Genomic DNA, 23,474 nt, shown 5'->3' with positions numbered 1-23,474 from the left:
TCAGCGCTGGGTGGCGTCGCTGACCTCGCCGACCAGCTCCTCGAGGACGTCCTCGAGGAACACGACCCCGGTGACGACGCCGTCCTCACCGACCACCCGGGCCAGGTGGGCGCCGGTGCGCTGCATCGTGGCCAGCACGTCCTCGACCTCGTCCTGGGGGCGGACGGTGGCGAGGCGCCGCACCCGCTTGGCGGGGACCGGCTGCTCGTGCCGCTCGTCGTCGGCGTAGAGCACGTCCTTGAGGTGCAGGTAGCCGTCGACCTCCCCCACCGCGTCGGTCACCGGGTAGCGCGAGAAGCCGCGCCGGGCGACGAGCCGCTCGATCTGCGCGGGCGTCGTGTCCGGCCCGACGGTGACCAGCTGCGCGACCGGGACGGCGACGTCGGCCGCGCTCTTGTCGCTGAACTCGAGCGCGGAGCGGACCAGGCCCTGGCGCTCCTCCTCGATGAGGCCCTCCGCGGTGCTCTCGGCGACGATGTGCGCGACCTCCTCGGCGGTGAAGGCGCTGGCGATCTCGTCCTTGGGCTCGACCCGGAACAGCCGCACGAGGGACTTGGCCAGCGCCTCCATGACCCGCACGACCGGCCGCAGCGCCCGCGCCAGCCACAGCAGCGGCGGGACGAGCAGCAGCGCCGCCCGGTCCGGCCCGGCGATGGCGAGGTTCTTGGGGATCATCTCGCCGACGACGACGTGCAGGTAGACGACGACGAGCAGCGCGAGGACGAGGGCCAGCGGGCTGCTCCACGCGTCGGAGAGGCCGTGCTCGGCCAGGTGCCAGGTGTGGAAGAGCCCCTCGATCATCTCGTGCAGGGCGGCCTCCGCGAGCGCGCCGATGCCGACCGAGCAGACCGTGATGCCGAGCTGGGCCGTGGCGAGCATCGACCCGAGCTGCTCGAGGGCGTCGAGGCACATCCGGGCCCGCGCGCTGCCCTGCTCGGCCAGCGGCTCGAGCGTCGAGCGGCGCGCGGCCATGGCGGCGAACTCGGCGCCGACGAAGAACGCGTTGCCGAGCAGCAGGAGGACCGAGACCCACAGGGCGACGGTGTGGCTCACGCCCCCTCCCCCTCGGGTCGCGACGGCGCCGGCTCGCCCGGCGGCCCGCCCGGCGGCTCGCCCGCCGGCACGATGCGGACGCGGTCGACGCGCCGACCCTCCATCCGCGCCACCCGCAGCGTCCAGCCCTCGAGCGGGACCTCGTCGCCGGGCACCGGGACGCGCCCGAGCTCGGCCATGAGGAACCCGCCCACGGTCTCGTAGGACGCCCCGTCCGGCACGACCGCGCCGGTGGCGTCGCGCACCTCGTCGGGGCGCCACAGGCCCGGCACCGACCAGGAGCCGTCGGTGAGCCGCTGGCCGTCGCCGCCGGAGCGGTCGTGCTCGTCGCTCACCTCGCCGACGATCTCCTCGACGAGGTCCTCGAGCGTGACCACCCCCGCCGTCCCGCCGTACTCGTCGACGACGACGGCCATCTGCAGGCCGGCGGCGCGCAGCTGCAGCAGCAGCGGGTCGAGGCGGATGGTCTCGGGGACGAGCACGTGCGGGGCCATGAGGGCGCTGGCCGGCACGTCCGCACGCCGCTCCTGCGGCACGGCGATGGCCCGCTTGACGTGGACGATGCCGTCGACGTCGTCCCAGCCGTCGCCGAGGACGGGGAACCGGGAGAAGCCGGTCTGCCGCGCGGTGCGCAGGACCTCCTCGGCCGACGTCGTCCGGTCCACCGCGACCGCGCGCACCCGCGGGGTCATGACGTCGGAGGCGGTGCGGTCGCCGAAGTCGAGCCCCCGGGTGATCATCCGCGCGGTCCCCTCCTCCAGCGTCCCCTGCAGCGCCGAGCGACGGACCAGGCTGGCCAGCTCCTGCGGTGTCCGCGCCCCGGACAGCTCCTCCTGGGGGGTGATGCCAAGCGCGCGCAGGAAGCGGTTCGCGGAGCCGTTGAGGACGACGATGAGCGGCCGGACGAGGAGGGCGAAGCCGCGCACGGGCAGCGCGACGACCTTGGCGGTGCCGAGCGGCGCGGAGATGCCGAGGAACTGCGGCAGCAGCTCGCCGAACACCATGGAGAAGACGGTGACGAGGACGAGGGCCAGCGTCGTGGCCACCGTCGCGACCACCCCGTCCGGCAGACCCGCGCTGCGGAGCGGACCCTGGAGGAGCGCGCCCACGGACGGCTCGGCGACGTACCCGACGATGAGCGTGGTGAGGGTGATGCCGACCTGCGCGCCGGAGAGCTGGGTGGACAGCTGGCGCAGCGAGCCCAGGACGGCCCGGGCCCGCCCGTCCCCCTCGTCGACGGCCTGCTGGACGGTGGGGCGGTCGAGCGCGACGAGGCTGAACTCCGCGGCGACGAAGATCGAGGTGCCCGCCGTGAGCGCGACCGCCAGGAGGACGAGCAACCACTCGGTCATAGTCCACCCATCCTAGGAGGTCAGGGTCCGCCCTCCCTCCCCCCTGATCCTGGGGCCCGCGGACCCCGAACTCCCCCGCAGGACGGATCCCGCGACCCCCGGGCGGTGGGAGGGTGGCGTCATGACCCAGGCACCCCTCGCCCCCTCCCGCGTCTCCCCCGGCGGCGGCGCGACCGACGGCGCGCGCATCGAGGTCCGCGGCCTCACCAAGCGCTTCGGCGGCTTCGTGGCCGTCGACTCGCTCGACCTGACCGTCGAGCCCGGCCGGATCACCGGCTTCCTCGGCCCCAACGGCGCCGGGAAGACGACGACGCTGCGGATGCTCCTCGGGCTGGTCCGGCCCACCTCGGGCACCGCGACGATCGGCGGCCGCAGCTACCAGGACCTGCCCGTCCCCCTGCGCGAGGTCGGCGCCGCCCTCGAGGCGACCAACTTCCACCCCGGCCGCACCGGCCGCGACCACCTGCGCGTCCTCGCCGCCGCCGCCGGGCTGCCGACGTCGCGCGTGGACGAGCTGCTCGAGCTCGTCGGGATCCCGGCCGCCGCCCGCAAGCGCGCCGGCGGCTACTCGATGGGCATGCGCCAGCGGCTCGGCCTCGCCGCCGCCCTGCTCGGCGACCCGCGCGTCCTCATCCTCGACGAGCCGACCAACGGTCTCGACCCCGAGGGGATCCGCTGGCTGCGCGGCTTCCTGCGCCACCTCAGCAGCCAGGGCAAGACGCTGCTCGTCTCCAGCCACCTCCTCCAGGAGGTCGCGCAGACCGTCGACGACGTCGTCATCGTCGCCAACGGGCGCTCGGTCGCCCAGGGCACCGTCGACGAGCTGAGCGGCGAGCCGACCGTGATCGCCCGCAGCCCCCGCGCCCAGGAGCTCGCCGACGCGGCCCGCCGGGCCGGCGTCCGGCTGCTCGAGCCACAGGCCGGTGACGAGCGCGGCACCGTGCGGCTCGCCACGGGCGACGCCGCCGCCGTCGGCGACCTCGCCTTCTCGGCCGGGGTCCCGCTGCACGGCCTGGTCGCCCAGAAGGCCGACCTCGAGTCGCTCTACTTCCGGCTCACGTCGTTGCCGTCGAACGCCAACCGCAACCTCTCCGCCCCGGCGGGCCCCGGCGCCCCGGCCGACGCCCCCCACCCCACGACCACCGAAGGAGCGTCGGCATGACCCGCGCCATCTCCGCCGAGCTGCGCAAGTTCCTCACCACCCGCATGTGGTGGGGCATGGCCATCGCCATCGCCCTGGCCAGCGGCGGGCTCGCCCTGCTCTTCGGTCTCGTCCTCACCAGCTCGTCCGTGCAGGACCAGCCGGGCGCCGCCACCACCGACCTGCAGCTCGCCCGCACGGTCTTCACCGGCGGCATCGGGCTGGTCTACCTGCTCACCCTCGCCATCGGCGTGCTGACCATCGGCGCGGAGTACCGGCACAAGACGATCACCTCGACGTTCCTGGCCACCCCGCACCGGGTGCGGGTCATGCTCGCCAAGATCGTCTCGCTGCTCGTCATCGGCGCCGGGTACGGCGTCCTGTCGATCCTCGTCTCGGTCGGGGTCGGCACCGCCGTGCTGAGCGCCAAGGGGCACGACGCGTTCGCCGACCCGGCGATCTGGCGCTCGCTCGCCCTCGCCCTGCTCGTGCTCGGCCTGTGGGCCCTCATCGGCCTCGGCGCGGGGATCCTCATCCCCAACCAGGTGGCCGCCCTGCTCGTCGCCGTCGGCGTGGCCTGGATCGTCGAGCCCATCCTCGGCGCCGTCCTCGGCCTGGTGAGCTGGGGCCGCGACATCGTCCCCTACCTGCCCAGCCAGGCCACGAGCGCGATGCTCGGCGACACCGGCAACGCCTTCGGCGGGGGCCCGAGCGACGCGACGACCCTCTCCTGGTGGGCCGGGGCGCTCGTGCTCATGGCGTACGCCGCCGTCATGGCGGGGGTCGGGTCGGCGCTCACCACCCGCCGCGACATCTCCTGAGCACCTCCTGACCGTCCACCGCACGTGGCGTGCCGCACACCGGCACGCCCCGTGGGGTGGTCCCGGCCCGGCGTGCGCAGGTCTACCCTGGACAGGACCGTGTCGCGTCCGATTCGTGCATGTCGTGGGGCGCGACCTTCCGCCGTCGACGCTGTGAAAGAGGCGTATCCGCCGTGCCCGACCAGTCCCGGACCACTTCCCTCACGGACTTCGGTCCCAACGAGTGGCTGGTGGACGAGATGTACCAGCAGTACCTCGCCGACCCGACGTCCGTGGACCCGAAGTGGGCCTCGTACTTCGCGAGCAACCCGCCCGGCGAGGGAGGGACGACGGGCACCGCGAACGGCAGCACGACGAGCAGCGCCTCCCACGGCAGCGCGAACGGGGCCGCGAACGGCACCGCGAACGGCAGCATGAACGGCAGCCCCAACGGCAGCCCGAACGGGGCCGCCGACGGGCACTCGGCGCCGGCCGCGGCGAAGACCCCCGCGCAGCCGGTGACGCCCCCGCCCGCGCAGCAGCCGGCCGCCGCGGCCGAGGTCGCGCCGCCGGCGAAGCCCGCCCCCGAGGCCAAGCCCGTGCCCGAGGCCAAGACGCCGCCGAAGCCGCGTGAGCTGCCGAAGAACGCGGGCCCCTCCGCGCCGGTCGAGGACCAGGTCGTCCCGCTGCGCGGCCCGGCCGCCCGGGTCGTCACCAACATGGAGGCGAGCCTGCACGTCCCGACGGCGACGAGCGTGCGGGCCGTGCCGGCCAAGCTGCTCATCGACAACCGGGTCGTCATCAACAACCACCTCGCCCGCTCGCGGGGCGGCAAGGTCTCCTTCACGCACCTCATCGGGTACGCCGTCGTCCGCGCCCTGCGCGCGATGCCGGAGATGAACAACGGCTACGCCGAGCGCGACGGCAAGCCGGTCCTCGTGCGACCCGCGCACGTCAACTTCGGGCTGGCCATCGACCTGGCCAAGCCGGACGGCACGCGCCAGCTGCTCGTCCCGAGCATCAAGAACGCCGACGAGATGGACTTCGTCCACTTCTGGACGGCGTACGAGGACGTCGTCGCCAAGGCGCGCGGCAACAAGCTCACCGTCGACGACTTCGCCGGGACGACCATCTCGCTGACCAACCCCGGCACCATCGGGACCGTGCACTCGGTGCCCCGCCTCATGTCGGGTCAGGGCACGATCATCGGCGTCGGCGCGCTGGAGTACCCCGCCGAGTGGCAGGGCGCGAGCACCGAGACGATCAACCGCAACGCGGTCAGCAAGATCCTCACGCTCACCAGCACCTACGACCACCGGATCATCCAGGGCGCCCAGAGCGGCGACTTCCTGCGTCTCGTGCACCGCCTCCTGCTCGGCGAGGAGGGCTTCTACGACGACATCTTCGAGTCGCTGCGGATCCCCTACGAGCCGATCCGCTGGGTCCAGGACATCTCCACCAGCCACGACGACGACATCAACAAGGTCGCCCGCGTGCAGGAGCTCATCCACGCCTACCGGGTGCGCGGCCACCTCATGGCCGACACCGACCCGCTGGAGTACCGCCAGCGCCGGCACCCCGACCTCGACGTCACCACGCACGGCCTGTCGATGTGGGACCTCGACCGCTCGTTCGCCACCGGCGGGTTCGGTGGCGAGCCGTTCCTCAAGCTGCGGCGCATCCTCGGCATCCTGCGCGACTCCTACTGCCGCACCGTCGGCATCGAGTACATGCACATCCAGGACCCCGAGCAGCGCCGGTGGATCCAGGACAAGGTCGAGAAGCCCTACGCCAAGGCGGGTCGCGAGGAGCAGCTGCGGATCCTGCGCCGGCTCAACTCGGCCGAGGCCTTCGAGACCTTCCTGCAGACCAAGTTCATCGGGCAGAAGCGCTTCTCGCTCGAGGGCGGGGAGTCGGCCATCGCGCTGCTCGACCGCGTGCTGTGCCGCGCCGCCGCCGACGGCCTCGACGAGGTCTGCATCGGCATGCCGCACCGCGGCCGGCTCAACGTGCTGGCCAACATCGCCGGCAAGTCCTACGGGCAGATCTTCCGCGAGTTCGAGGACCAGCAGGACCGCAAGTCGGTCCAGGGCTCGGGCGACGTGAAGTACCACCTCGGCACCGAGGGCGAGTTCGTCGCCGAGGACGGCTCGTCGACGAAGATCTACCTCGCCGCCAACCCCTCGCACCTCGAGACCGTCGACCCGGTGCTCGAGGGCATCGTGCGGGCCAAGCAGGACCGCATCGGCCTCGGTGGCGAGGACTTCACCGTGCTGCCCGTGCTCATGCACGGCGACGCGGCCTTCGCCGGCCAGGGCGTCGTCGCCGAGACGCTCAACCTCTCGGAGCTGCGCGGCTACCGCACCGGCGGCACCATCCACGTCATCGTCAACAACCAGGTCGGGTTCACCACCTCGCCCTCGTCGTCGCGCTCGTCGGTCTACTGCACCGACGTCGCGCGGATGATCCAGGCGCCGATCTTCCACGTCAACGGCGACGACCCCGAGGCGTGCGTGCGCGTCGCCGAGCTCGCCTACGAGTACCGCCAGGCGTTCAACCAGGACGTCGTCATCGACATGGTCTGCTACCGCCGCCGCGGTCACAACGAGGGCGACGACCCGTCGATGACCCAGCCGCTGATGTACCACCTCATCGAGAACAAGCGCTCCGTGCGCAAGCTCTACACCGAGGCGCTCATCGGCCGCGGCGACATCTCGAGCGAGGACGTCGACGCCGCGCTGCGCGACTACCAGCAGCAGCTCGAGCGGGTCTTCGTCGAGACCAAGGAGGCGATCAACGCCCCCAAGCCCGCCCGCGAGGACGAGAAGGGCCTGGAGAAGCCGGCCGCGCAGACCCAGGACGGCGCCCGCCCCGGGCGCGCCGGCACGGTCGCCCCGGTCTCGCGCGCGGACCTCGAGCACATCGGCGACGCGTTCGTCGCGGTCCCCGACGGCTTCACCGTCCACCCGAAGCTGCGCCAGCTGCTCGACAAGCGCACGCAGATGGTGCGCGAGGGCAACGTCGACTGGGCCATGGGCGAGCTGCTCGCCTTCGGGAGCCTGCTCAAGGAGGGGACCCCGGTCCGCCTCGCCGGGCAGGACAGCCGCCGCGGCACGTTCGTGCAGCGGCACGCCGTCCTCATCGACAAGGACACCGCGCAGGAGTGGACCCCGCTGCTCTACCTCGGCGAGGGCCAGGCCCGCTTCTGGGTCTACGACTCGCTGCTCAGCGAGTACGCCGCGATGGGCTTCGAGTACGGCTACTCCGTCGAGCGACCCGACGCGCTCGTGCTGTGGGAGGCGCAGTTCGGTGACTTCGCCAACGGCGCCCAGTCGATCATCGACGAGTACATCTCGTCCTCGGAGCAGAAGTGGGGCCAGCACTCCTCGGTCGTCCTGCTCCTACCGCACGGCTACGAGGGCCAGGGCCCGGACCACTCCTCGGCCCGGATCGAGCGCTACCTGCAGATGTGCGCCGAGGACAACATGACCGTCGCGTTCCCGACGACGCCGGCGTCGTACTTCCACCTGCTGCGCCGCCAGGCCTACGCCCGCCCGCGCCGTCCGCTGGTCGTCTTCACCCCGAAGTCGATGCTGCGCCTCAAGGCCGCGAGCAGCAGCGTCGAGGACTTCACCGAGCAGACGTTCCGCCCGGTGCTGCCCGACTCGGCCGGCCTCGACCCGCAGCAGGTCACCCGGGTGCTCCTCGCGACCGGCAAGGTCGTGTGGGACCTCGAGGCCGAGCGCGCCCGTCGGCAGGACCGCAGCACCGCGGTGCTGCACGTCGAGCAGCTGCACCCGCTGCCGGCCGACGAGATCGCCGAGCAGTTGGCGTCGTACCCGCAGGCGGAGGTGGTGTGGGTCCAGGAGGAGCCGCGCAACCAGGGCGCGTGGCCCTTCATGGCCCTCAACCTGCCCGAGCAGCTCGCCGCCCGCGGCGAGACCCGCCCGCTTCAGGTCATCTCGCGCAAGGCCGCCGCGTCCCCCGCGACCGGCAGCCACCACGCGCACGACGTCGAGCAGAAGGCCCTCGTGCAGGCGGCGTTCGACCGCTGAGCGTGCCGCCGGGGAGGCTCCGCCGCGCGCGGTAGCCTCCCCGGTGTGTACTTCACCGACCGGGGCATCGAGGAGCTGGCCAGCCGGCGCGGCGACGAGCAGGTCACCCTGGAGTGGGTGGCCGACCAGCTGCGCACCTTCGTCGACCTGCACCCCGACTTCGAGGTGCCCGTCGAGCGGCTGGCGACCTGGCTGGCCCGGCTCGACGACGACCTGGACGACGATGAGTGAGCGCGAGTGACGCCGAGAGACGACGAGATGACGCAGACCCCCACCTTCCACCCCAGCCCGCAGCTCGTCGTCGACGAGGGGCTGGCGGAGGGACGGCGCGACGTCTCCCTCTGCTTCGTCGGGGCCTCCACCGTCGCCGGGTACGGCGACCCCAAGGGCCTGGGGTGGGTCGGTCGCGTCGTCAGCCGCAGCCAGCACCCGGACCTCGACCTGACGTCGTACAACCTCGGGGTGCGCGGGCAGAGCTCCGCCGACGTCGTCGGCCGCTGGCGCACCGAGTGCGACCCGCGCTGGGCGCACCGCGGTGAGCGCCGGCTCGTGCTGTCGGTCGGCGCCAACGACCTCACCACCGGGGTGACGCTGGCCCGCTCGCGGCTCAACCTCGCCAACGTCCTCGACGAGGCCAGCTCGCACGGCATCGCCGTCTTCGTCGTCGGCCTCGCCCCGAGCGCCGACCCCGAGCACAACGCCCGGCTCGAGGCGCTCGCCGACGTGCAGGCCGACGTCTGCGCGCGCCGCGGGGTCCCGTACGTCGACTGCTTCCGCCCGCTCGTCCAGCACGACCAGTGGCTGTCCGACCTCGCCGCCTCCCGCGACGGCGTCCACCCGGGGCAGGCCGGCTACGGCCTCATCGCGTGGCTCGTGCTGCACAACGGCTGGTACGACTGGCTGCGGGTCTCCGCCGCCTGACGCCCCCTGGCGATCCTCCGCGGTCGGGGGTTGCCTCGCGATACAACGCGATATAACGTGTCTGCACGAGACGCGATACATCGCGTCGTACGCGACACGACGGGAGTGCGGCGATGACGCAGGAATGGAGCATCGAGGGCCCACGGGTCCTCGACATCGGCGGTGAGGGCGAGCGCGTGGACGCGCTCACCGTCATGGTGGTCGGGGGCCGGGTCGACGTCGTCACGCACGACGACTCCCCCACCGCCCGGCTCGAGGTGACGAGCGTCGAGGGCCTGCCGGTGCGGGTCCGCTACGACGGCTCGACCCTCACGGTGACCCACGGCAAGGACGACGACCACAGCGTCATCGAGATGATCAAGCGGACGGTCGAGAGCTTCGGGCGCAACAAGGTCGTCCTCAGCCTCTCCGTCCCCGAGGGGGCCACGACCTCGGTGAGCACGGTCAGCGCGACCGGCCTCGTCTCCGGCGTGCGGGCCAAGGTCAGCGCCAACACCGTCTCCGGCCGGATGACGCTGAGCGACCTGCGCGGCCCACTCGAGGTCAACACGGTCAGCGGCGCCGTCGACTGCACCGACGTCGAGGGCGCCCTCTCGGTCAACGGCGTCTCGGGCGCCGTGACCGTCCAGGCGGGCCGGCTGCCCTCCGCGGAGGTCAACACCGTGAGCGGCGACATCGCCCTCGACCTGCTCGACGGCCGCTGCCGCGTCGAGTCCAACAGCGTCTCCGGTGACGTCACCGTCCGCGCCCCGCTGCTCGGGTACGACGTCGAGGGGCACACCGCCACCGGCCAGGTCGTCGTCGACGGCCGACAGCTCTCGGCGGGCGGGCGGCGCGGCGGCTTCGGCTTCGGCCGCGGTGGCCAGCTCGTCGAGGGCGACGGCGAGCTGCGGGTGCGCGCGAGCGCCGTGTCCGGCTCGATCGTCGTCCTGCGCTCCTCGGCCCGTGTCGACGGCGCCGGGGCACCCCAGGACGCCCCCGCGCCGCAGGACGCCCGCGGACCCCAGGACGCCCAGGACGCCCAGGACGCCCACGACGGGGAGGAGGGGCGGTGAGCCCCGTCTTCGCCCACGGCCAGCTGCGCCTCTACCTGCTCGCGCTGCTCGAGCAGGGCCCGCGGCACGGCTACGAGATGATCCAGGACCTCGAGCAGCGCTTCAACGGCCTCTACACCCCGAGCGCCGGCACGGTCTACCCGCGGCTGGCCAAGCTCGAGGAGGAGGGGCTGGTCGAGCGCGCGGACGAGGGGCGCAAGGCGACGTACCGGCTCACCGACGCCGGTCGCGCCGAGGTGGCCGCCCGCCGCGGCGACCTCGAGGACCTGCGCCACGACCTCGACCGCACCGTGCGCGACCTTGCCGAGGAGGTCCGCGACCGGGTCTCCGGCACCGCCGCCGACCTGCGCGCCGAGCTGAAGGCGGCCGCCCGCGAGGCCCGGGCCACCGCCCGCCCCGTCGGGGGGCCGGCCGACGCGCCGTACGGTGGCTGGGGAGGCTGGGGCGCGCCGCGCACCGGCGACGACCTCGAGCACGTCCTGTCGGCCTTCCGGTCCGAGGCCCGCGACGCGTGGCGCAAGCGCGGGCTGAGCCCGGAGCAGGTCGGCGAGATCGCGGCCATCCTCACCGAGGCCGGGCGACGGATCCGCGAGGTGGTCGCCCGCGACCAGCGCCCCTGAGGCCCTCGTAGGCTCCCCGGGTGAGCGCGCGGCACGACCCGGAGGACCCGGACCTCGACCCGGACCTCGACCCCGTCACCCCGGCGACCCCACCGGACGTCGTGGTGGCGGGCGTCGTGGCCCTCGGCGGGGTCGTCGGCAGCCTCGGCCGCTGGGGCGTCGCCCTGGGCCTGCCGACCGCGCACCACGGCCTGCCGTGGGCGACGCTGCTCGTCAACGTCTCGGGCAGCCTGGCCCTCGGGCTGCTGCTCGGGCTGCTCGGCCGGCTCCCGCGGGCCCACCCGCTGTGGCGCCCCGCGCTCGGGACCGGCGTCCTCGGCGGCTGGACGACCTTCTCGACGCTCACGTCGGAGACCCGGGACCTGCTCGGTCACGCCCCCGGCGTCGCGCTGGCGTACGTCGCCCTGTCCCTCCTGCTCGGCCTCGCCGCCGCCCTCGCCGGGCTGCGGCTGGCCACCCGGCTCCCCGGGCTCCCCGGGCCCCCCGGGCCCGCCGAGGGGCGGGCGACGTGACCGGGCACGGGACGGGGGCGCTCCTCGTCACCGTGGGCGCGGCGGTCGGGGCCCCCGCCCGCTGGTGGGTGGACCGCGCGGTCACCCGGGCCATCGCGGGCCGGACGGAAGCACAGGACGTGCCGTGGGGCACGCTCACGGTCAACCTCGTCGGCTCGCTCCTGCTCGGCGTCGTCGCCGGGCTCACGGTGCGGCTCGGCACCGACGTCGTCGCCCTGCTCGTGGGCACCGGCTTCTGCGGGGCGTTCACGACCTTCTCGACCTTCGCGGTCGAGACGGTCCGGCTGGCCGACGCCGGGCGGTGGCGGGCCGCCGCCGCGAACGTCGTCGGGTCAGTGGCCCTCGGGCTCGTCCTCGCGACCCTCGGCTACGCCGTCGGGGTCCGGCTCTGAGGGTCCCGCGGCGCCGGCCGAGACCAGGCCGACGAGCACGGCCGCGGCCAGCAGGCCGCCGTACAGCGCCTGGGCCGACTGGAAGAGGCTGATGACGACCGGGACGAGCAGCACGTGCCACACCAGCGCGGGGGTGCGGGCCCGGTCGGGCGCCCGGCGCCAGGTCACGGCCAGCGCGGCGAGCCCGGCGGCCACGACCAGGGAGAGCACCGCCTCGGCCAGCGCGCTGCCGACCGAGCTGCTGCGCCCGAGGACCAGCTCGACGACGACGAGGACCGTGAGCACCGCGAGGACCGCCGCCTCCAGGGCGGCCACGGCGGGGGCGACACGGGCGGCGAGCACGCCTCGACCCTAGCGAGGCACGCCCGGGCCGGGCGGGGGGCCCGGCGGCGACGCGCCGGAATCTTTCGACGTCGAAGGGTTGTGCCGACGACGGTCGAGCGACGATGATGGACGACGGCCCGGAACACCGAGCACCCGCCCGTCGTTGCCCCTCGTGGGTCGACGCGACGATGACGTCCTCAGCGGGTACCACCCGAGCCCGCGGAGGCGCCACGGCGCCCGCACCGACCCGTGCAGGTCCCCCCATCAGGGGTGCAGGCCTGCCACCATGACCCCGACCGGACGAGACTCCCGACTGATGAGCACGATGACGACGACCCGCTCCACCACCCGGCACGACGGCCAGACCCGCGGCCTGCCGACCCGCTCCGCCGCCCCGGCGCCCGCCGGCGCCCCGGCCGGCGGCCAGAGCACCACCCCCCGGACGACGAGGAGCACGATCAGCATGGACTGGCGCGACCGCGCTGCCTGCCTCGACGAGGACCCGGAGCTGTTCTTCCCCATCGGGAACACCGGCCCGGCCATCCTGCAGATCGAGGAGGCCAAGGCCGTCTGCCGTCGGTGCGACGTCATGGACACCTGCCTGAAGTGGGCGCTCGAGTCCGGCCAGGACGCCGGCGTCTGGGGCGGCCTGTCCGAGGACGAGCGCCGCGCGCTCAAGCGTCGCAACGCCCGCGCGCGCCGCGCCGGCTGACCGAACGCCCAGACCGACCGGCAGGACCGACCGGCAGGACCAGCCGACAGGACGCGGCCGTCAGGACCGCCCGTCGGCCGGCAGGGTCCGCAGCTGCGCGCTGAACTCGACGACGGTGCCGCGCGGCTCGCCCGCCCGCCAGGCGATCGACCCGCGCAGGTCCTGCACGAGCGACTGGACGATCTGCGTCCCGAGCCCCGATCCGGGGCGCCGGTCCGGCGGGATCCCGGCGCCGTCGTCGGCGATCCGGACCCGCAGCAGCTCGCCGTCCCCGGAGGACGTGCGGCTGACGTCGACGGACACCGTCCCGCCGGTGCCGGCCAGGCCGTGCTCGACGGCGTTCTGGACCAGCTCGGACAGGATCATCGCCAGGGACGTGGCGTCCTCGGCCTTGAGCCGCCCGAACCGGCCGCCGGTGCGCTCGCGCGCGATCTTCTGGTCGTACGACGCCACCTCGACGACCGCGCGGAAGGCCCGGTCCGCGACGTCGTCGAAGTCGACGGTCTCGTCGAACCCCTGGCTGAGCGTCTCGTGGACGAGCGCGATCGTGCCGACGCGCCGCTCGGCCTCGTGCAGCGCCTCGCGGCCCACGGGGTCGTCGGTGCGCCTCGCCTGCAGGCGCAGCAGCGCCGCCACCGACTGCAGGTTGTTCTTCACCCGGTGGTGGATCTCGCGGATCGTCGCGTCCTTGGTCAGCAGCTCCTGCTCGCGCCGGCGCAGCTCGCTGACGTCGCGCACGAGCAGCAGCGCCCCGAAGCGCTGCCCCACCTCGGTGAGCGGGATGGCCCGCATCGAGACGGTGGCGCCGCGCCCCACGACCTCGGTGCGCCACGGCTGGCGGCCGGTGAGGACGAAGGGCAGCCCCTCGTCGACGGGTGAGCTGTCGCGCAGCACCGAGGTGACGATGCCGCTCAGCGACTCCCCCACGACGTCGCCGACGTAGCCGAGCCGGTGGATGGCCGAGATCGCGTTGGGGCTGGCGTACGTCGTCGTGCCGTCGGCGTCGAGGCGCACGACGCCGTCGCCGACCCGGGGCGCGCCGCGCCGCAGACCGGTCGGGGCCGCCGCGTGCGGGAACTCCCCGCCGGCGATCATCCGCGACAGGGCGTCGGCGGTGGCCAGGTAGGTCAGCTCGAGCCGGCTCGGGGTGCGCATCATCGACAGGTTGGTGTGCCGGCTGATGACGGCGATGGCCCGGCCGCGGCGCACGACGGGGATGGCCTCCTCGCGCACCGGCAGGTCGTCGCGCCACTCCGTGTCCCGCTCGCGCACGATCCGCCGCTCGCTGAAGGCCTGCTCGAGGGTCTCGCTGCGGCCGCGCGAGGCCCGACCGCCGACCTGGTCCTCGTAGAAGACCATCTGGCCGGTCGTCGGGCGCACGTGGGCGACGGCGTTCCACTGGACGCGCGACGAGCGCACCCACAGGACGAGGTCGGCGAACGAGAGGTCGGACAGCAGCTGCCAGTCCCCGACGAGCAGGTGCAGCCACTCGACGTCGGCGACCTCGAGGTCGGAGTGCTCGTTCAGCAGCTCGGCGAGCGTGGCCACCCCCGGAGCCTAGGTCACGCGCCGGGGCTCACCCGCTCTGGCCCGCGCTGCGCAGCACCGAGCGCAGGGTGCGCAGCGCCACGGAGAGCGCGGCGATACCCGCCGTGTCGAGCCGCTCGATGCCGTCGAGGGCGTTGCGGGCCCGGGTCAGCGCGTCCTTGTTCGCCCCCGCCCACTGCTCGAACCGCTCCGCCGGGGAGCCGGCCGCGTCCGCCGTCGCGAGCACGGCCCGGGTGAGGGAGTCGAGGACGGCGTACAGGTCGTCGCGCATCGCGCCGCGGGCCAGGGCGTCCCAGCGGTCGTCGCGGGGCAGCCGCGAGACCCGGGTGAGCATCGCGTCGATGCCGAACCGCTCCGAGCACTGGTAGTAGACGCCGACGACGTCCTGCGGGTCGGCGTGCAGGTCCTGGGCGATCTCGACGACGTCGAGCAGCGAGAACTGGTCGAGCAGGCCCGCGGCCCGCCGGGCGACGGCGGGCGGGGCCCCCGCCCCCTCGAGCTCGGCGACCTTGGCCTCGAGGCGCTCGTGCTCGGCGCCCTGGAGCAGCTCGCCGACCCGCGGCGCGAAGGCCGCGACGACGTCCCGGAAGCGCGCCACCTCGGCGCCGACGTCGATCGTGCCCGGCCGGGCGGTGACGAACCACCGCACGGCGCGGTCGAGCAGCCGCCGGAACTCGAGGTAGAGCTGGGTCTGCACCGCCGTCGGCACCTGGTTGTCCAGCGCCTCCACCTGCGCCACCCAGCCGGCGAGGTCGAAGACCTCGCGGCAGACGACGAAAGCGCGCGCGATGTGCTCCGGCTCGGCGCCGGTCTCCTCGGCGACGCGGAAGGCGAAGGTGATCCCGCCCCGGTTGACCATCGAGTTGACCACCGTGTTGGTGATGATCTCGCGGCGCAGCGGGTGCTCGCCGATGTGGTCGCCGAGCCGCTCGCGCACCGGCGCCGGGAAGTAGTCCTCGAGCGTCGTCCGGAACCAGGGGTCGTCGGGCAGCGCCGTCGGCAGCAGGTCGTGCTTGAGCGCGAGCTTGGCGTAGGCGACGAGCACTGAGAACTCGGGCGACGTCAGCCCCAGGCCCGCGTCGCGCCGCTTGGCGATCTCGGCGTCGCTCGGGAGGAACTCGATGGTGCGGTCGAGGTCGCCGCGCTGCTCGAGCCAGTGGATGAGCCGCTGGTGCACCGGGAGCATCGCGTGCTCCTGGGCCCGGGCGTTGCCGAGCAGGACGTTCTGCTCGTAGTTGTCGCGCAGCACCTGCGCGGCCACCTCGTCGGTCATCTCGTGCAGCAGGGCGTTGCGCTGCTTGAGCGTGAGGTCGCCCTCGCGGACCAGGTCGGTGAGGAGGATCTTGAGGTTGACCTCGTGGTCGCTGGTGTCGACGCCGGCGGAGTTGTCGATGGCGTCGGTGTTGACCCGCACCCCCGCCTCGGCCGCCTCGATCCGCCCGAGCTGGGTCAGGCCGAGGTTGCCGCCCTCGCCGACGACCCGCACCCGCAGCTCGTGGCCGTCGACGCGGATCCCGTCGTTGGCGCGGTCGCCCGCGTCGGACTGGCTCTCGGTCGCCGCCTTGACGTAGGTGCCGATCCCGCCGTTCCACAGCAGGTCGACCGGGGCGAGGAGGATCGCGTGGATGAGCTCCGCGGGGGTGAGCGACGTCGTCCCGTCCGGCAGCCCGAGCGCCCGCCGCGCCTGCGGGCTGACCGGGACCGACTTGGCCGTCCGCGGCCAGACGCCGCCGCCCTCGCTGAGCAGCGCCGTGTCGTAGTCCGCCCACGACGAGCGCGGCAGCCCGAAGAGCCGCGCCCGCTCGGCGTACGACGTCGCCGCGTCCGGGTCGGGGTCGACCATCACGTGCCGGTGGTCGAAGGCCGCGACGAGGCGGATGTGCTCGGACAGGAGCATCCCGTTGCCGAAGACGTCGCCGCTCATGTCGCCGACCCCGACGACCGTGAAGTCCTCCGTCTGGGTGTCGAGGCCGAGCTCGCGGAAGTGCCGCTTGACCGACTCCCACGCGCCCCGGGCGGTGATGCCCATGGCCTTGTGGTCGTAACCCGCCGAGCCGCCCGAGGCGAACGCGTCGTCGAGCCAGAAGCCGTGCTCCTGGGCCAGGCCGTTGGCGATGTCCGAGAACGTCGCCGTCCCCTTGTCGGCGGCGACGACGAGGTAGGTGTCGTCGCCGTCGTGGCGCACGACCCGCTCCGGCGGGACGACCTCGCCGGAGACGAGGTTGTCGGTCACCGAGAGCAGCCCGGAGATGAAGGTCCGGTAGGACGCCACGCCCTCGGCCAGCCACGCGTCGCGGTCGGCCGCCGGGTCGGGCAGCTGCTTGGGGTAGAAGCCGCCCTTGGACCCGGTCGGCACGATGACCGCGTTCTTGACCATCTGTGCCTTGACCAGACCGAGGATCTCGGTGCGGAAGTCCTCGCGCCGGTCGCTCCAGCGCAGCCCGCCGCGGGCGACCTTGCCGAAGCGCAGGTGCACGCCCTCGACCCGGGGCGCGTAGACCCAGATCTCGAACATGGGCACCGGCTTGGGCAGGTCCGGCACGCGGTGCGGGTCGAGCTTGAGGGCGACGTACGAAAGCGGGTCGCCGTGCTCGTCGACCTGGTAGTAGCTGGTGCGCAGCGTCGCCCGGACGACCCCGAGCAGGGCGCGGACGATCCGGTCGTGGTCGAGGCTGGCGACGTCGTCGAGCCGCTCGAGCAGCTCGGCGGCCTGCGCCTGCTCGGCGGCGGCGCGCTCCTCGCCCGCCGCGGCGTCGTACCGGCTCGGGTCGAAGCGGGTCTCGAAGAGCTCGACGAGCCGGCGGGCGAGGTCGGCGTTGGAGACCAGCGCGGCCTCGACGTAGTCCTGCGAGAAGGTCGAGCGCGTCTGGCGCAGGTACTTCGCCACCGCGCGCAGGACGACGACCTGGCGCCAGGTCAGCCCGGCGTCGAGGACGAGCGCGTTGAACCCGTCCGACTCCGCCTGCCCGCGCCACACGGCCCGGAACGCGTCCTGGAGCAGCTGGCGGAAGCTCTCCCGCTCGGCGCCGGTGACGTCGGCCAGGCGCGCCGCGCGCAGCCCGAAGTCGTAGACGTGCACCGTCACGCCGTCAGCGCGGTGGACCTCGTACGGGCGCTCGTCGACGACCTCGACGCCGAGGTGGGTGAAGAGCGGCAGGACCGCGGTGAGCGACAGCGGACCGCGGCGGTAGAGCTTGAAGCGGCGCTCGTCGGCCGGCGCGCCGGGCTCGTGGTACAGCCCGAGCTCGACCCCGTCGTCGTCGGTGAGGGCCTCCATCCGGCGCAGGTCGGCGACGCCGACGCGCGGGTGGAAGTCCTCCTTGAACGCCTCGGGGAAGGCGCGGCCGTAGAGCCCGACGAGCCGGGCGCCGGCCTCCTCCCCCAGCTCGGTGCGGGTCGCCTCGGCGAGGTCCTCCTCCCAGGTGCGGGTGGCCTCGACGACCTCGCGCTCGAGGTCGGCCGCGTCGACCTGCGGCAGCGTGGCCCCGCGCGGGACGCGGACGACGAAGTGCAGCCGGGCCAGCGCCGACTCGCCGACCCGGGTGGAGAAGTCGACGCTCTCGGCGCGGAACGCGCGGCGCAGGATGGTCTCCATCTTCAGCCGCACCGCGGTGTTGTAGCGGTCGCGCGGCAGGTAGACCAGGCACGACATGAAGCGCCCGTAGACGTCGGGGCGCAGGAACAGGCGCGTGCGGCGCCGCTCGGCGAGGCGCAGCACCTCCAGGCAGGTCTCGAGCAGCTCGTCGGCGTTGGTCTGCAGCAGCTCGTCGCGGGGGTAGGACTCCATGACCTGGAGCAGGTCCTTGCCCGAGTGGCTGTCGGGGCTGAAGCCGGCGCGGTGCAGGACCTCCTGGACGCGCTCGTCGAGGATGGGGATGCCGAGGATCGACTCGGTGTAGGCGCTCGAGGCGAGCAGGCCCAGGAAGCGGCGCTCGCCGGTCACCCGGCCCTGCTCGTCGAAGGTGCGCACGCCGACGTAGTCGAGGTGCACGTCGCGGTGCACGGTCGCGCGCGAGTTGGCCTTGGTGAGGACGAGCACGTGCGGCTCGTGCGCGATGGCCCGCGCCGCGCCGGACAAGGGGGTACGCCGCCCCGGGTGGTCGTCGCGCAGGATGCCCAGCCCCGAGCCGGACACCGCCTCGAGGGCCTCGCCCGCCGGGTCGCCGGCCGACCCGGTCAGCCGGTACTCGCGGTAGCCGAGGAACGTGAAGTGGTGGTCGGCGAGCCAGTCGAGGAAGCGGGCGCTCGTGGCGGCCTCCCCCGCGTCGACCCCGACGGGCGGGGCGGTGCGCAGGTCGCGGGCGACCTCCTCGCAGCGCGCCCACATCCGCGGCCAGTCCTCGACCGCGTCGCGCACGTCGTCGAGGACCGCGGTGAGGGCGCGGCGCAGGTCCTCGCGCTCCTCCTCGGAGCCGATCCGGTCGACCTCGAGGAGCATCCACGACTCGGTGAGCGTGTCGCCGTCCGGCACCGGCGACGGGTCGGCGTCGACGACGTCGAGCAGCCGGCCCTCGGGGTCGCGGTGGACGACGAGCTGCGGGTGGACGAGCAGGTGGATCGTGCGGTCCCGGCGGGCGAGCTCGGCCGTGACCGAGTCGACGAGGAACGGCATGTCGTCGGTGACGACGAGGACCACGGTGTGCCCGCACGACCAGCCGTCGGCCTCGACGTGCGGGTTGGCGACCTGGACGTCGACGGTGCCGGGCGGCCGGTGCTGGGCCAGCTCGCGGTGCGCCAGCGCGGCCCCGAGCAGGTCGCCGGGCTGGCGGGCCAGCAGGTCCTCGGTGGCGACGTGCCGGTAGTAGCGCCGCACGAACGCCTCGAGCTCCTCCCCTCCCCGGGCTCGCGCGGCGGGACCGGCGAGGTCGGCCGCCGCGTGCAGCTGCTGGGCGCGGGAGAGCTCCAGTGACGTGGGCATGGTGGGTCGCACTTCCTGGCGTCGGTGGTCCGGCACACCTCGTCGGGTGCCGGTCCCGACCATAGCGCCGGGGGTCGGTGGAGAACCTGGGGGGCTCGCGGGCCCACGCCCCTAGGGTGGGGCGGTGCTCCCCGGTCCCGGCCCCGACGCCCGGGACGACCTCGCCCGGCTCGCCGCCGCGGCCGCCGAGCGGCTCCTCACCCACGTCCCCGACACCGGCGACCCGGCGACCGGACGCCGCGTCGACGCGTTCGTCGACGAGGCGGTCGCCGCGCTGCGGCTGCTCGCCGACCGGCTCGAGGCCCGTGACGAGGCCCGTGACGAGGCCCGTGGCGAGGCCCTCTCCGAGGCTCCCGACGGGGCCGGGCGGTGACCGCCGTCCCCGGCGACCCGGCGGGCTGCTCGCAGCTCGGCGCCGAGCTGCGCACGCTGGCCGCGCGGCTGCAGGACCGGGAGCCGACCCTGCCCGACGGGCGCGAGCGGCACCTCGTCCGCGTGCTGGCGCTGCGCCTGGACCGCGCCGGCGAGGCCTGCCAGCGCTTCGCCCAGGACCTCGCCGCGGCCCAGCAGGAGCTGCGCCGGCTCGCCCTCGACGTCGAGGCGGCCGGGCTCGTCCTCGACGGCCTCGCGGTCGCCGAGCCGTGGGGTGTCGCGTCCGCCGAGACCGCGCAGCGCCGGCGCGCGTCGCTGCCGGTGCTGCAGCGGCGCTCGGAGCGCCTCGGGTCGAGCGCCGCGCGGGCCCGGGGGGCGCTGCGCCGCAGCCTCGACGAGGCGACCGCGGCCCTGCGCGCGGCGGGCGCGGCGAGCGGTCCGGCCGCGCGGCGGCACGACCAGTAGCGTGGCGGCATGAGGATCAGCCGGAGCTTCGAGTACCCCGCCGACCCGCACGCCGTCGCCGCCATGGTGGCCGACCCGGCCTTCCAGGCCCGCAAGTGCGAGGCCACCCACGCCGAGAGCCACACCGAGTCGGTGACGCCGCTCGGCGACTCGACGCAGATCCGCACCCGCCGGGTGATGCCGACCGACGACTTCCCCGACTTCGTCCGCTCGATGGTCGGCCCGAAGATCGCGGTGAGCGAGACCTACGTGTGGTCCGCCCCGGCGGCCGACGGCTCGCGCGACGGGACCGTCGAGGTCGAGGTCGGGGACGGCAAGGTCCCGGTCGCGATGACCGGGACCATGACGCTGCGCCCGGGCGGCCCCGGCTCCGTCGTGCGGATCGAGGGCGAGCTCAAGGCCAAGGTGCCGCTCATCGGCGGCCGCATCGAGAAGGCCGCCGAGCCGGCCGTGCTCGACGCGATCGCCAAGGAGCGCGAGGTCGGCCTGGAGTGGCTCGGCGCCTCCTGACGCCGAGCCCCTCCGGGACGCCGTACGGGCGCCTCAGCCCATGTGCGGGTAGGTGACGCCCGTCGGGGCGACGAAGGTCTCCTTGATCGAGCGGGCGCTGGTCCAGCGCAGCAGGTTCTGCGCCGCGCCGGCCTTGTCGTTGGTCCCCGACGCGCGGCCACCGCCGAAGGGCTGCTGCCCGACGACCGCGCCGGTCGGCTTGTCGTTGACGTAGAAGTTGCCCGCGGCGAAGCGCAGCCGGCTCGTCGCGTCGGCGATGGCCGCGCGGTCCGTGGCGATGACCGCCCCGGTCAGCCCGTACGGCGCCACGGACTCCATCTGGTCGAGCACGGCGTCGTACCGGCGGTCGGGGAAGACGTGGACGGCGAGGATCGGGCCGAAGTACTCGGTGGAGAACACCTCGTCCTCGGGGTTGTCGACCTGGAGCACCGTCGGGCGCACGAACCAGCCCTCGGAGCGGTCGTAGGTGCCCCCGGCGACCACCTGGACGCCGGAGGTGGCGCGGGCCCGGTCGATGACGGCGGCGTTCTTGGTGAACGAGCGCTCGTCGATCACGGCGCCCATGAAGTGGGAGAAGTCGGTGACGTCGCCCATCGGCAGGCCGTCGGTGATGCTCGCGAGGTCGCCCTTGATCTTCTTCCACAGCGAGGCCGGCACGTAGGCGCGCGACGCGGCCGAGCACTTCTGGCCCTGGTACTCGAAGGCGCCGCGGATCAGCGCCGTGCGCAGCACGTCGGGGTCGGCCGAGGGGTGGGCGAGGACGAAGTCCTTGCCGCCGGTCTCGCCGACGAGGCGCGGGTAGGTCCGGTACGACGCGATGTTCGCGCCGACCTGCTGCCACAGCGACTGGAAGGTCGGGGTCGAGCCGGTGAAGTGGATGCCGGCGAGGTCCGGGTCGGCGAGCGCGACCTTGCTGACGTTGAGGCCGTCGCCGGTGACGAGGTTGATGACGCCGGCGGGCAGGCCCGCGGCCTCGAGCAGCTCCATCGTCAGCTGCGCGGCCAGGCCCTGGGTCGGCGACGGCTTCCACACGACCGTGTTGCCCATGAGCGCGGGGGCGGTCGGCAGGTTGCCGGCGATGGCGGTGAAGTTGAACGGCGTGATCGCGTAGACGAAACCCTCGAGCGGACGGTGGTCGGTGCGGTTCCACACGCCCGTGCTGTTGAGCGGCGGCTGCTCGGCCATGATCTGCCGGGCGAAGTGGACGTTGAGCCGCCAGAAGTCGATGAGCTCGCAGGCGGAGTCGATCTCGGCCTGGTAGCAGGTCTTGCCCTGGCCGAGCATCGTCGCCGCGTTGAGGGTCTGGCGCCACGGGCCGGAGAGCAGCTCGGCCGCGCGCAGGAAGACGGCGGCGCGGTCGTCGAAGGACAGGGCGCGCCAGCCGGGCGCCGCGTCCTTCGCGGCCTGCACGGCGTCGCGGGCCTCGGTGAGCGAGGCGTTCCGCATCGTGCCGAGGACCTTGCGGTGCGCGTGCGGCTGGCGCACGTCGATCTTCTTGCCCGAGCCGAGGACCCGGCGGCCGCCGATGGTGTGCGGCAGCTCGCGCTGCTCGGCGCCGAGGCGGGCCAGCGCGAGCTCGAGCTCGGCGCGCTCGGCGCTGCCGGGCGCGTAGTCGAGCACGGTCTCGTTGACGGGAGAGGGAACCTGGGTCACAGCGTCCATGGCCGTCATGCTCCCACGGCGCGGCGCGGGAGCAGGACGGGGGAAACCCGCTGGCTCCGCGGGCGCGACGCTCCTACCGTCGGGGTCGTGGACGTGGTCCTCGAGCGGGTGGACGGCCGTCGCTACCGGATCGGGGCGACGCGCGGTGGCCGGTACGACGTCGGGGCGGACGTCGTCGTGCGCCCCGGGCCCGGCGGCGCGGACCTGCCGCACGACCTCGTCCACTTCGCGGTGGAGGAGGTGGCCGGGCTGACCCTCGGCATCTACGGCCAGGTCGCCGCGGGCGGGGACGTCGGCGGGTTCTTCCGCACCGGCCACCCGCGCACCCTCGCCGAGCGGCAGCGCTCCGAGCGGGTCGGCCGCGCGGGCCGCCACGAGGTCGAGCGCTCCGAGCTGCTGGCCGGGCTCGTCGGGCCCGACGGGCGGATGCGGCCGCACCCGGACGTCGACGAGCGGCTCCGGGGGCGGATCGAGGCCCGGCTGGCCGAGCTCGTCGACGCCTGGCGCGCGGTGCCGGCGGGCGGGCGGCTGGTCCTGCCCTGGCCCGAGCACCTGCAGCTGCGGCACGGCCGGCTGCCGGGCGAGCGGCGCGCGGAGGTCAGCGGCCGGCGGCGGTGAGCCGGACGACCTCGGCGAGCTCGGTGACGTCGTACCAGAGCAGGTCGGGCTCGTCGCTGCCGCCGGCCGGGGGCTCCTCGACGTGCAGCGCGACGACCTTGCCGAGCGCGACGGCGTCGCGCAGCGCGAGACGGCTCGGCGGCGAGGTGGCCGGGGCGCGCAGGTCGAGCCGGTCGGAGGGCACGTCGGCGGCCACGACGACGACGAGCGACGATCGCGACTCGCGCGCCGCCAGACCCGCGGCGAGGGCGTCCTGCAGGGCGAGGTACTCCAGGCCCTCCTCGTCCTCCTCGGGGTGCGCGCGCTCCAGCGCCGTCGTCACGGCGTACCCGTCGGCGACGCGGATCCCCTTGTCCTGGTGGAGGGTCCGCACGCCGGCGGGGCCGAGCGGCAGGTAGACGCGGCACTGGTGCACGGGGCTCCTCGGGGGCTCTCGGGTGCTCT

At 74.2% G+C, this 23,474-nt stretch carries 21 protein-coding genes; 14 read left to right on the top strand and 7 right to left on the bottom strand.

Annotated features, from left to right (window positions below):
• Positions 1–1,053: a hemolysin family protein gene (locus FB458_RS13465; protein ID WP_141848942.1), complete on the bottom strand. Its 1,053-nt coding sequence runs from the start codon at positions 1,051–1,053 to the stop codon at positions 1–3.
• Positions 1,050–2,405 (bottom strand): hemolysin family protein, encoded by a 1,356-nt coding sequence (locus FB458_RS13460; protein ID WP_141848941.1) that lies wholly within the window; start codon positions 2,403–2,405, stop codon positions 1,050–1,052. The genes FB458_RS13465 and FB458_RS13460 overlap by 4 nt, the downstream gene beginning before the upstream one ends.
• A 121-nt stretch (positions 2,406–2,526) precedes the next feature.
• Here FB458_RS13460 and FB458_RS13455 point away from each other — a divergent pair, with 121 nt between their 5' ends.
• The 9 genes from FB458_RS13455 to crcB all read left to right on the top strand — a co-directional run bounded on the left by FB458_RS13455 (position 2,527) and on the right by crcB (position 11,901).
• The gene (locus FB458_RS13455) at positions 2,527–3,567 is read left to right on the top strand and encodes an ABC transporter ATP-binding protein (protein WP_141848940.1); all 1,041 of its coding nucleotides are present in this window, start codon (positions 2,527–2,529) and stop codon (positions 3,565–3,567) included.
• Positions 3,564–4,367, top strand: a complete 804-nt coding sequence (locus FB458_RS13450; RefSeq protein ID WP_141848939.1) for an ABC transporter permease — start codon at positions 3,564–3,566, stop codon at positions 4,365–4,367. The genes FB458_RS13455 and FB458_RS13450 overlap by 4 nt, the downstream gene beginning before the upstream one ends.
• Positions 4,368–4,606: 239 nt before the next feature.
• Positions 4,607–8,401 carry a multifunctional oxoglutarate decarboxylase/oxoglutarate dehydrogenase thiamine pyrophosphate-binding subunit/dihydrolipoyllysine-residue succinyltransferase subunit gene (locus FB458_RS13445; RefSeq protein ID WP_246061577.1) on the top strand — a complete coding sequence of 1,265 codons (3,795 nt, stop codon included), beginning with the start codon at positions 4,607–4,609 and terminating at the stop codon, positions 8,399–8,401.
• A gap of 45 nt (positions 8,402–8,446) precedes the next feature.
• Positions 8,447–8,632: a DUF6104 family protein gene (locus FB458_RS13440; RefSeq protein ID WP_141848937.1), complete on the top strand. Its 186-nt coding sequence runs from the start codon at positions 8,447–8,449 to the stop codon at positions 8,630–8,632.
• A gap of 27 nt (positions 8,633–8,659) precedes the next feature.
• On the top strand, positions 8,660–9,322 hold the full coding sequence (locus FB458_RS13435) for a GDSL-type esterase/lipase family protein (RefSeq protein ID WP_141848936.1): 663 nt from the start codon (positions 8,660–8,662) through the stop codon (positions 9,320–9,322).
• Between the two features lie 113 nt (positions 9,323–9,435).
• Positions 9,436–10,377, top strand: a complete 942-nt coding sequence (locus FB458_RS13430; RefSeq protein ID WP_141848935.1) for a DUF4097 family beta strand repeat-containing protein — start codon at positions 9,436–9,438, stop codon at positions 10,375–10,377.
• Positions 10,374–10,997, top strand: a complete 624-nt coding sequence (locus tag FB458_RS13425; protein WP_141848934.1) for a PadR family transcriptional regulator — start codon at positions 10,374–10,376, stop codon at positions 10,995–10,997. Before FB458_RS13430 ends, FB458_RS13425 begins: the two co-directional genes overlap by 4 nt.
• 20 nt (positions 10,998–11,017) lie before the next feature.
• On the top strand, positions 11,018–11,509 hold the full coding sequence (locus tag FB458_RS13420; RefSeq protein WP_246061210.1) for a fluoride efflux transporter FluC: 492 nt from the start codon (positions 11,018–11,020) through the stop codon (positions 11,507–11,509).
• Positions 11,506–11,901, top strand: a complete 396-nt coding sequence (gene crcB, locus FB458_RS13415; protein ID WP_141848933.1) for a fluoride efflux transporter CrcB — start codon at positions 11,506–11,508, stop codon at positions 11,899–11,901. The genes FB458_RS13420 and crcB overlap by 4 nt, the downstream gene beginning before the upstream one ends.
• Here crcB and FB458_RS21390 read toward each other — a convergent pair.
• Positions 11,842–12,243 (bottom strand): hypothetical protein, encoded by a 402-nt coding sequence (locus FB458_RS21390; protein ID WP_170185683.1) that lies wholly within the window; start codon positions 12,241–12,243, stop codon positions 11,842–11,844. The genes crcB and FB458_RS21390 overlap by 60 nt on opposite strands.
• A gap of 445 nt (positions 12,244–12,688) precedes the next feature.
• On the opposite strand from FB458_RS21390, the gene FB458_RS13405 reads away from it, so the two are divergent.
• Complete coding sequence (locus tag FB458_RS13405) at positions 12,689–12,937, top strand: WhiB family transcriptional regulator (RefSeq protein ID WP_141850578.1); 249 nt, start codon at positions 12,689–12,691, stop codon at positions 12,935–12,937.
• Between the two features lie 60 nt (positions 12,938–12,997).
• Here FB458_RS13405 and FB458_RS13400 read toward each other — a convergent pair whose 3' ends face one another.
• Both FB458_RS13400 and FB458_RS13395 read right to left on the bottom strand, forming a co-directional pair.
• Positions 12,998–14,485 carry a sensor histidine kinase gene (locus FB458_RS13400; RefSeq protein WP_141848932.1) on the bottom strand — a complete coding sequence of 496 codons (1,488 nt, stop codon included), beginning with the start codon at positions 14,483–14,485 and terminating at the stop codon, positions 12,998–13,000.
• Positions 14,486–14,513: 28 nt separating this feature from the next.
• On the bottom strand, positions 14,514–19,403 hold the full coding sequence (locus tag FB458_RS13395; protein WP_141848931.1) for an NAD-glutamate dehydrogenase: 4,890 nt from the start codon (positions 19,401–19,403) through the stop codon (positions 14,514–14,516).
• Between the two features lie 124 nt (positions 19,404–19,527).
• Between FB458_RS13395 and FB458_RS13390 the strand changes: the two genes are divergently transcribed.
• From FB458_RS13390 to FB458_RS13380, 3 genes are read left to right on the top strand one after another with little or no spacing between them, the layout of a single operon-like run.
• Entirely contained in the window at positions 19,528–19,776 is a 249-nt protein-coding gene (locus FB458_RS13390) for a hypothetical protein (RefSeq protein WP_141848930.1), read from the top strand.
• Positions 19,773–20,240 (top strand): hypothetical protein, encoded by a 468-nt coding sequence (locus FB458_RS13385; protein WP_141848929.1) that lies wholly within the window; start codon positions 19,773–19,775, stop codon positions 20,238–20,240. The genes FB458_RS13390 and FB458_RS13385 overlap by 4 nt, the downstream gene beginning before the upstream one ends.
• A gap of 9 nt (positions 20,241–20,249) precedes the next feature.
• Complete coding sequence (locus FB458_RS13380; RefSeq protein ID WP_141848928.1) at positions 20,250–20,750, top strand: DUF2505 domain-containing protein; 501 nt, start codon at positions 20,250–20,252, stop codon at positions 20,748–20,750.
• Between the two features lie 33 nt (positions 20,751–20,783).
• On the opposite strand, the gene pruA is transcribed toward FB458_RS13380, so the two are convergent.
• Positions 20,784–22,412: an L-glutamate gamma-semialdehyde dehydrogenase gene (gene pruA / locus FB458_RS13375; RefSeq protein ID WP_141848927.1), complete on the bottom strand. Its 1,629-nt coding sequence runs from the start codon at positions 22,410–22,412 to the stop codon at positions 20,784–20,786.
• A gap of 87 nt (positions 22,413–22,499) precedes the next feature.
• Here pruA and FB458_RS13370 point away from each other — a divergent pair, with 87 nt between their 5' ends.
• Complete coding sequence (locus tag FB458_RS13370; RefSeq protein ID WP_141848926.1) at positions 22,500–23,030, top strand: hypothetical protein; 531 nt, start codon at positions 22,500–22,502, stop codon at positions 23,028–23,030.
• On the opposite strand, the gene FB458_RS13365 is transcribed toward FB458_RS13370, so the two are convergent.
• Complete coding sequence (locus tag FB458_RS13365; protein WP_141848925.1) at positions 23,011–23,445, bottom strand: DUF6912 family protein; 435 nt, start codon at positions 23,443–23,445, stop codon at positions 23,011–23,013. The genes FB458_RS13370 and FB458_RS13365 overlap by 20 nt on opposite strands.
• Positions 23,446–23,474: the final 29 nt, after the last annotated feature.

The organism is Lapillicoccus jejuensis (genome assembly GCF_006715055.1).
Lineage (GTDB): Bacteria > Actinomycetota > Actinomycetes > Actinomycetales > Dermatophilaceae > Lapillicoccus > Lapillicoccus jejuensis.
Note: the sequence above shows the minus strand (reverse complement) of the source record. Positions and strands in the feature narration are given on the sequence as shown.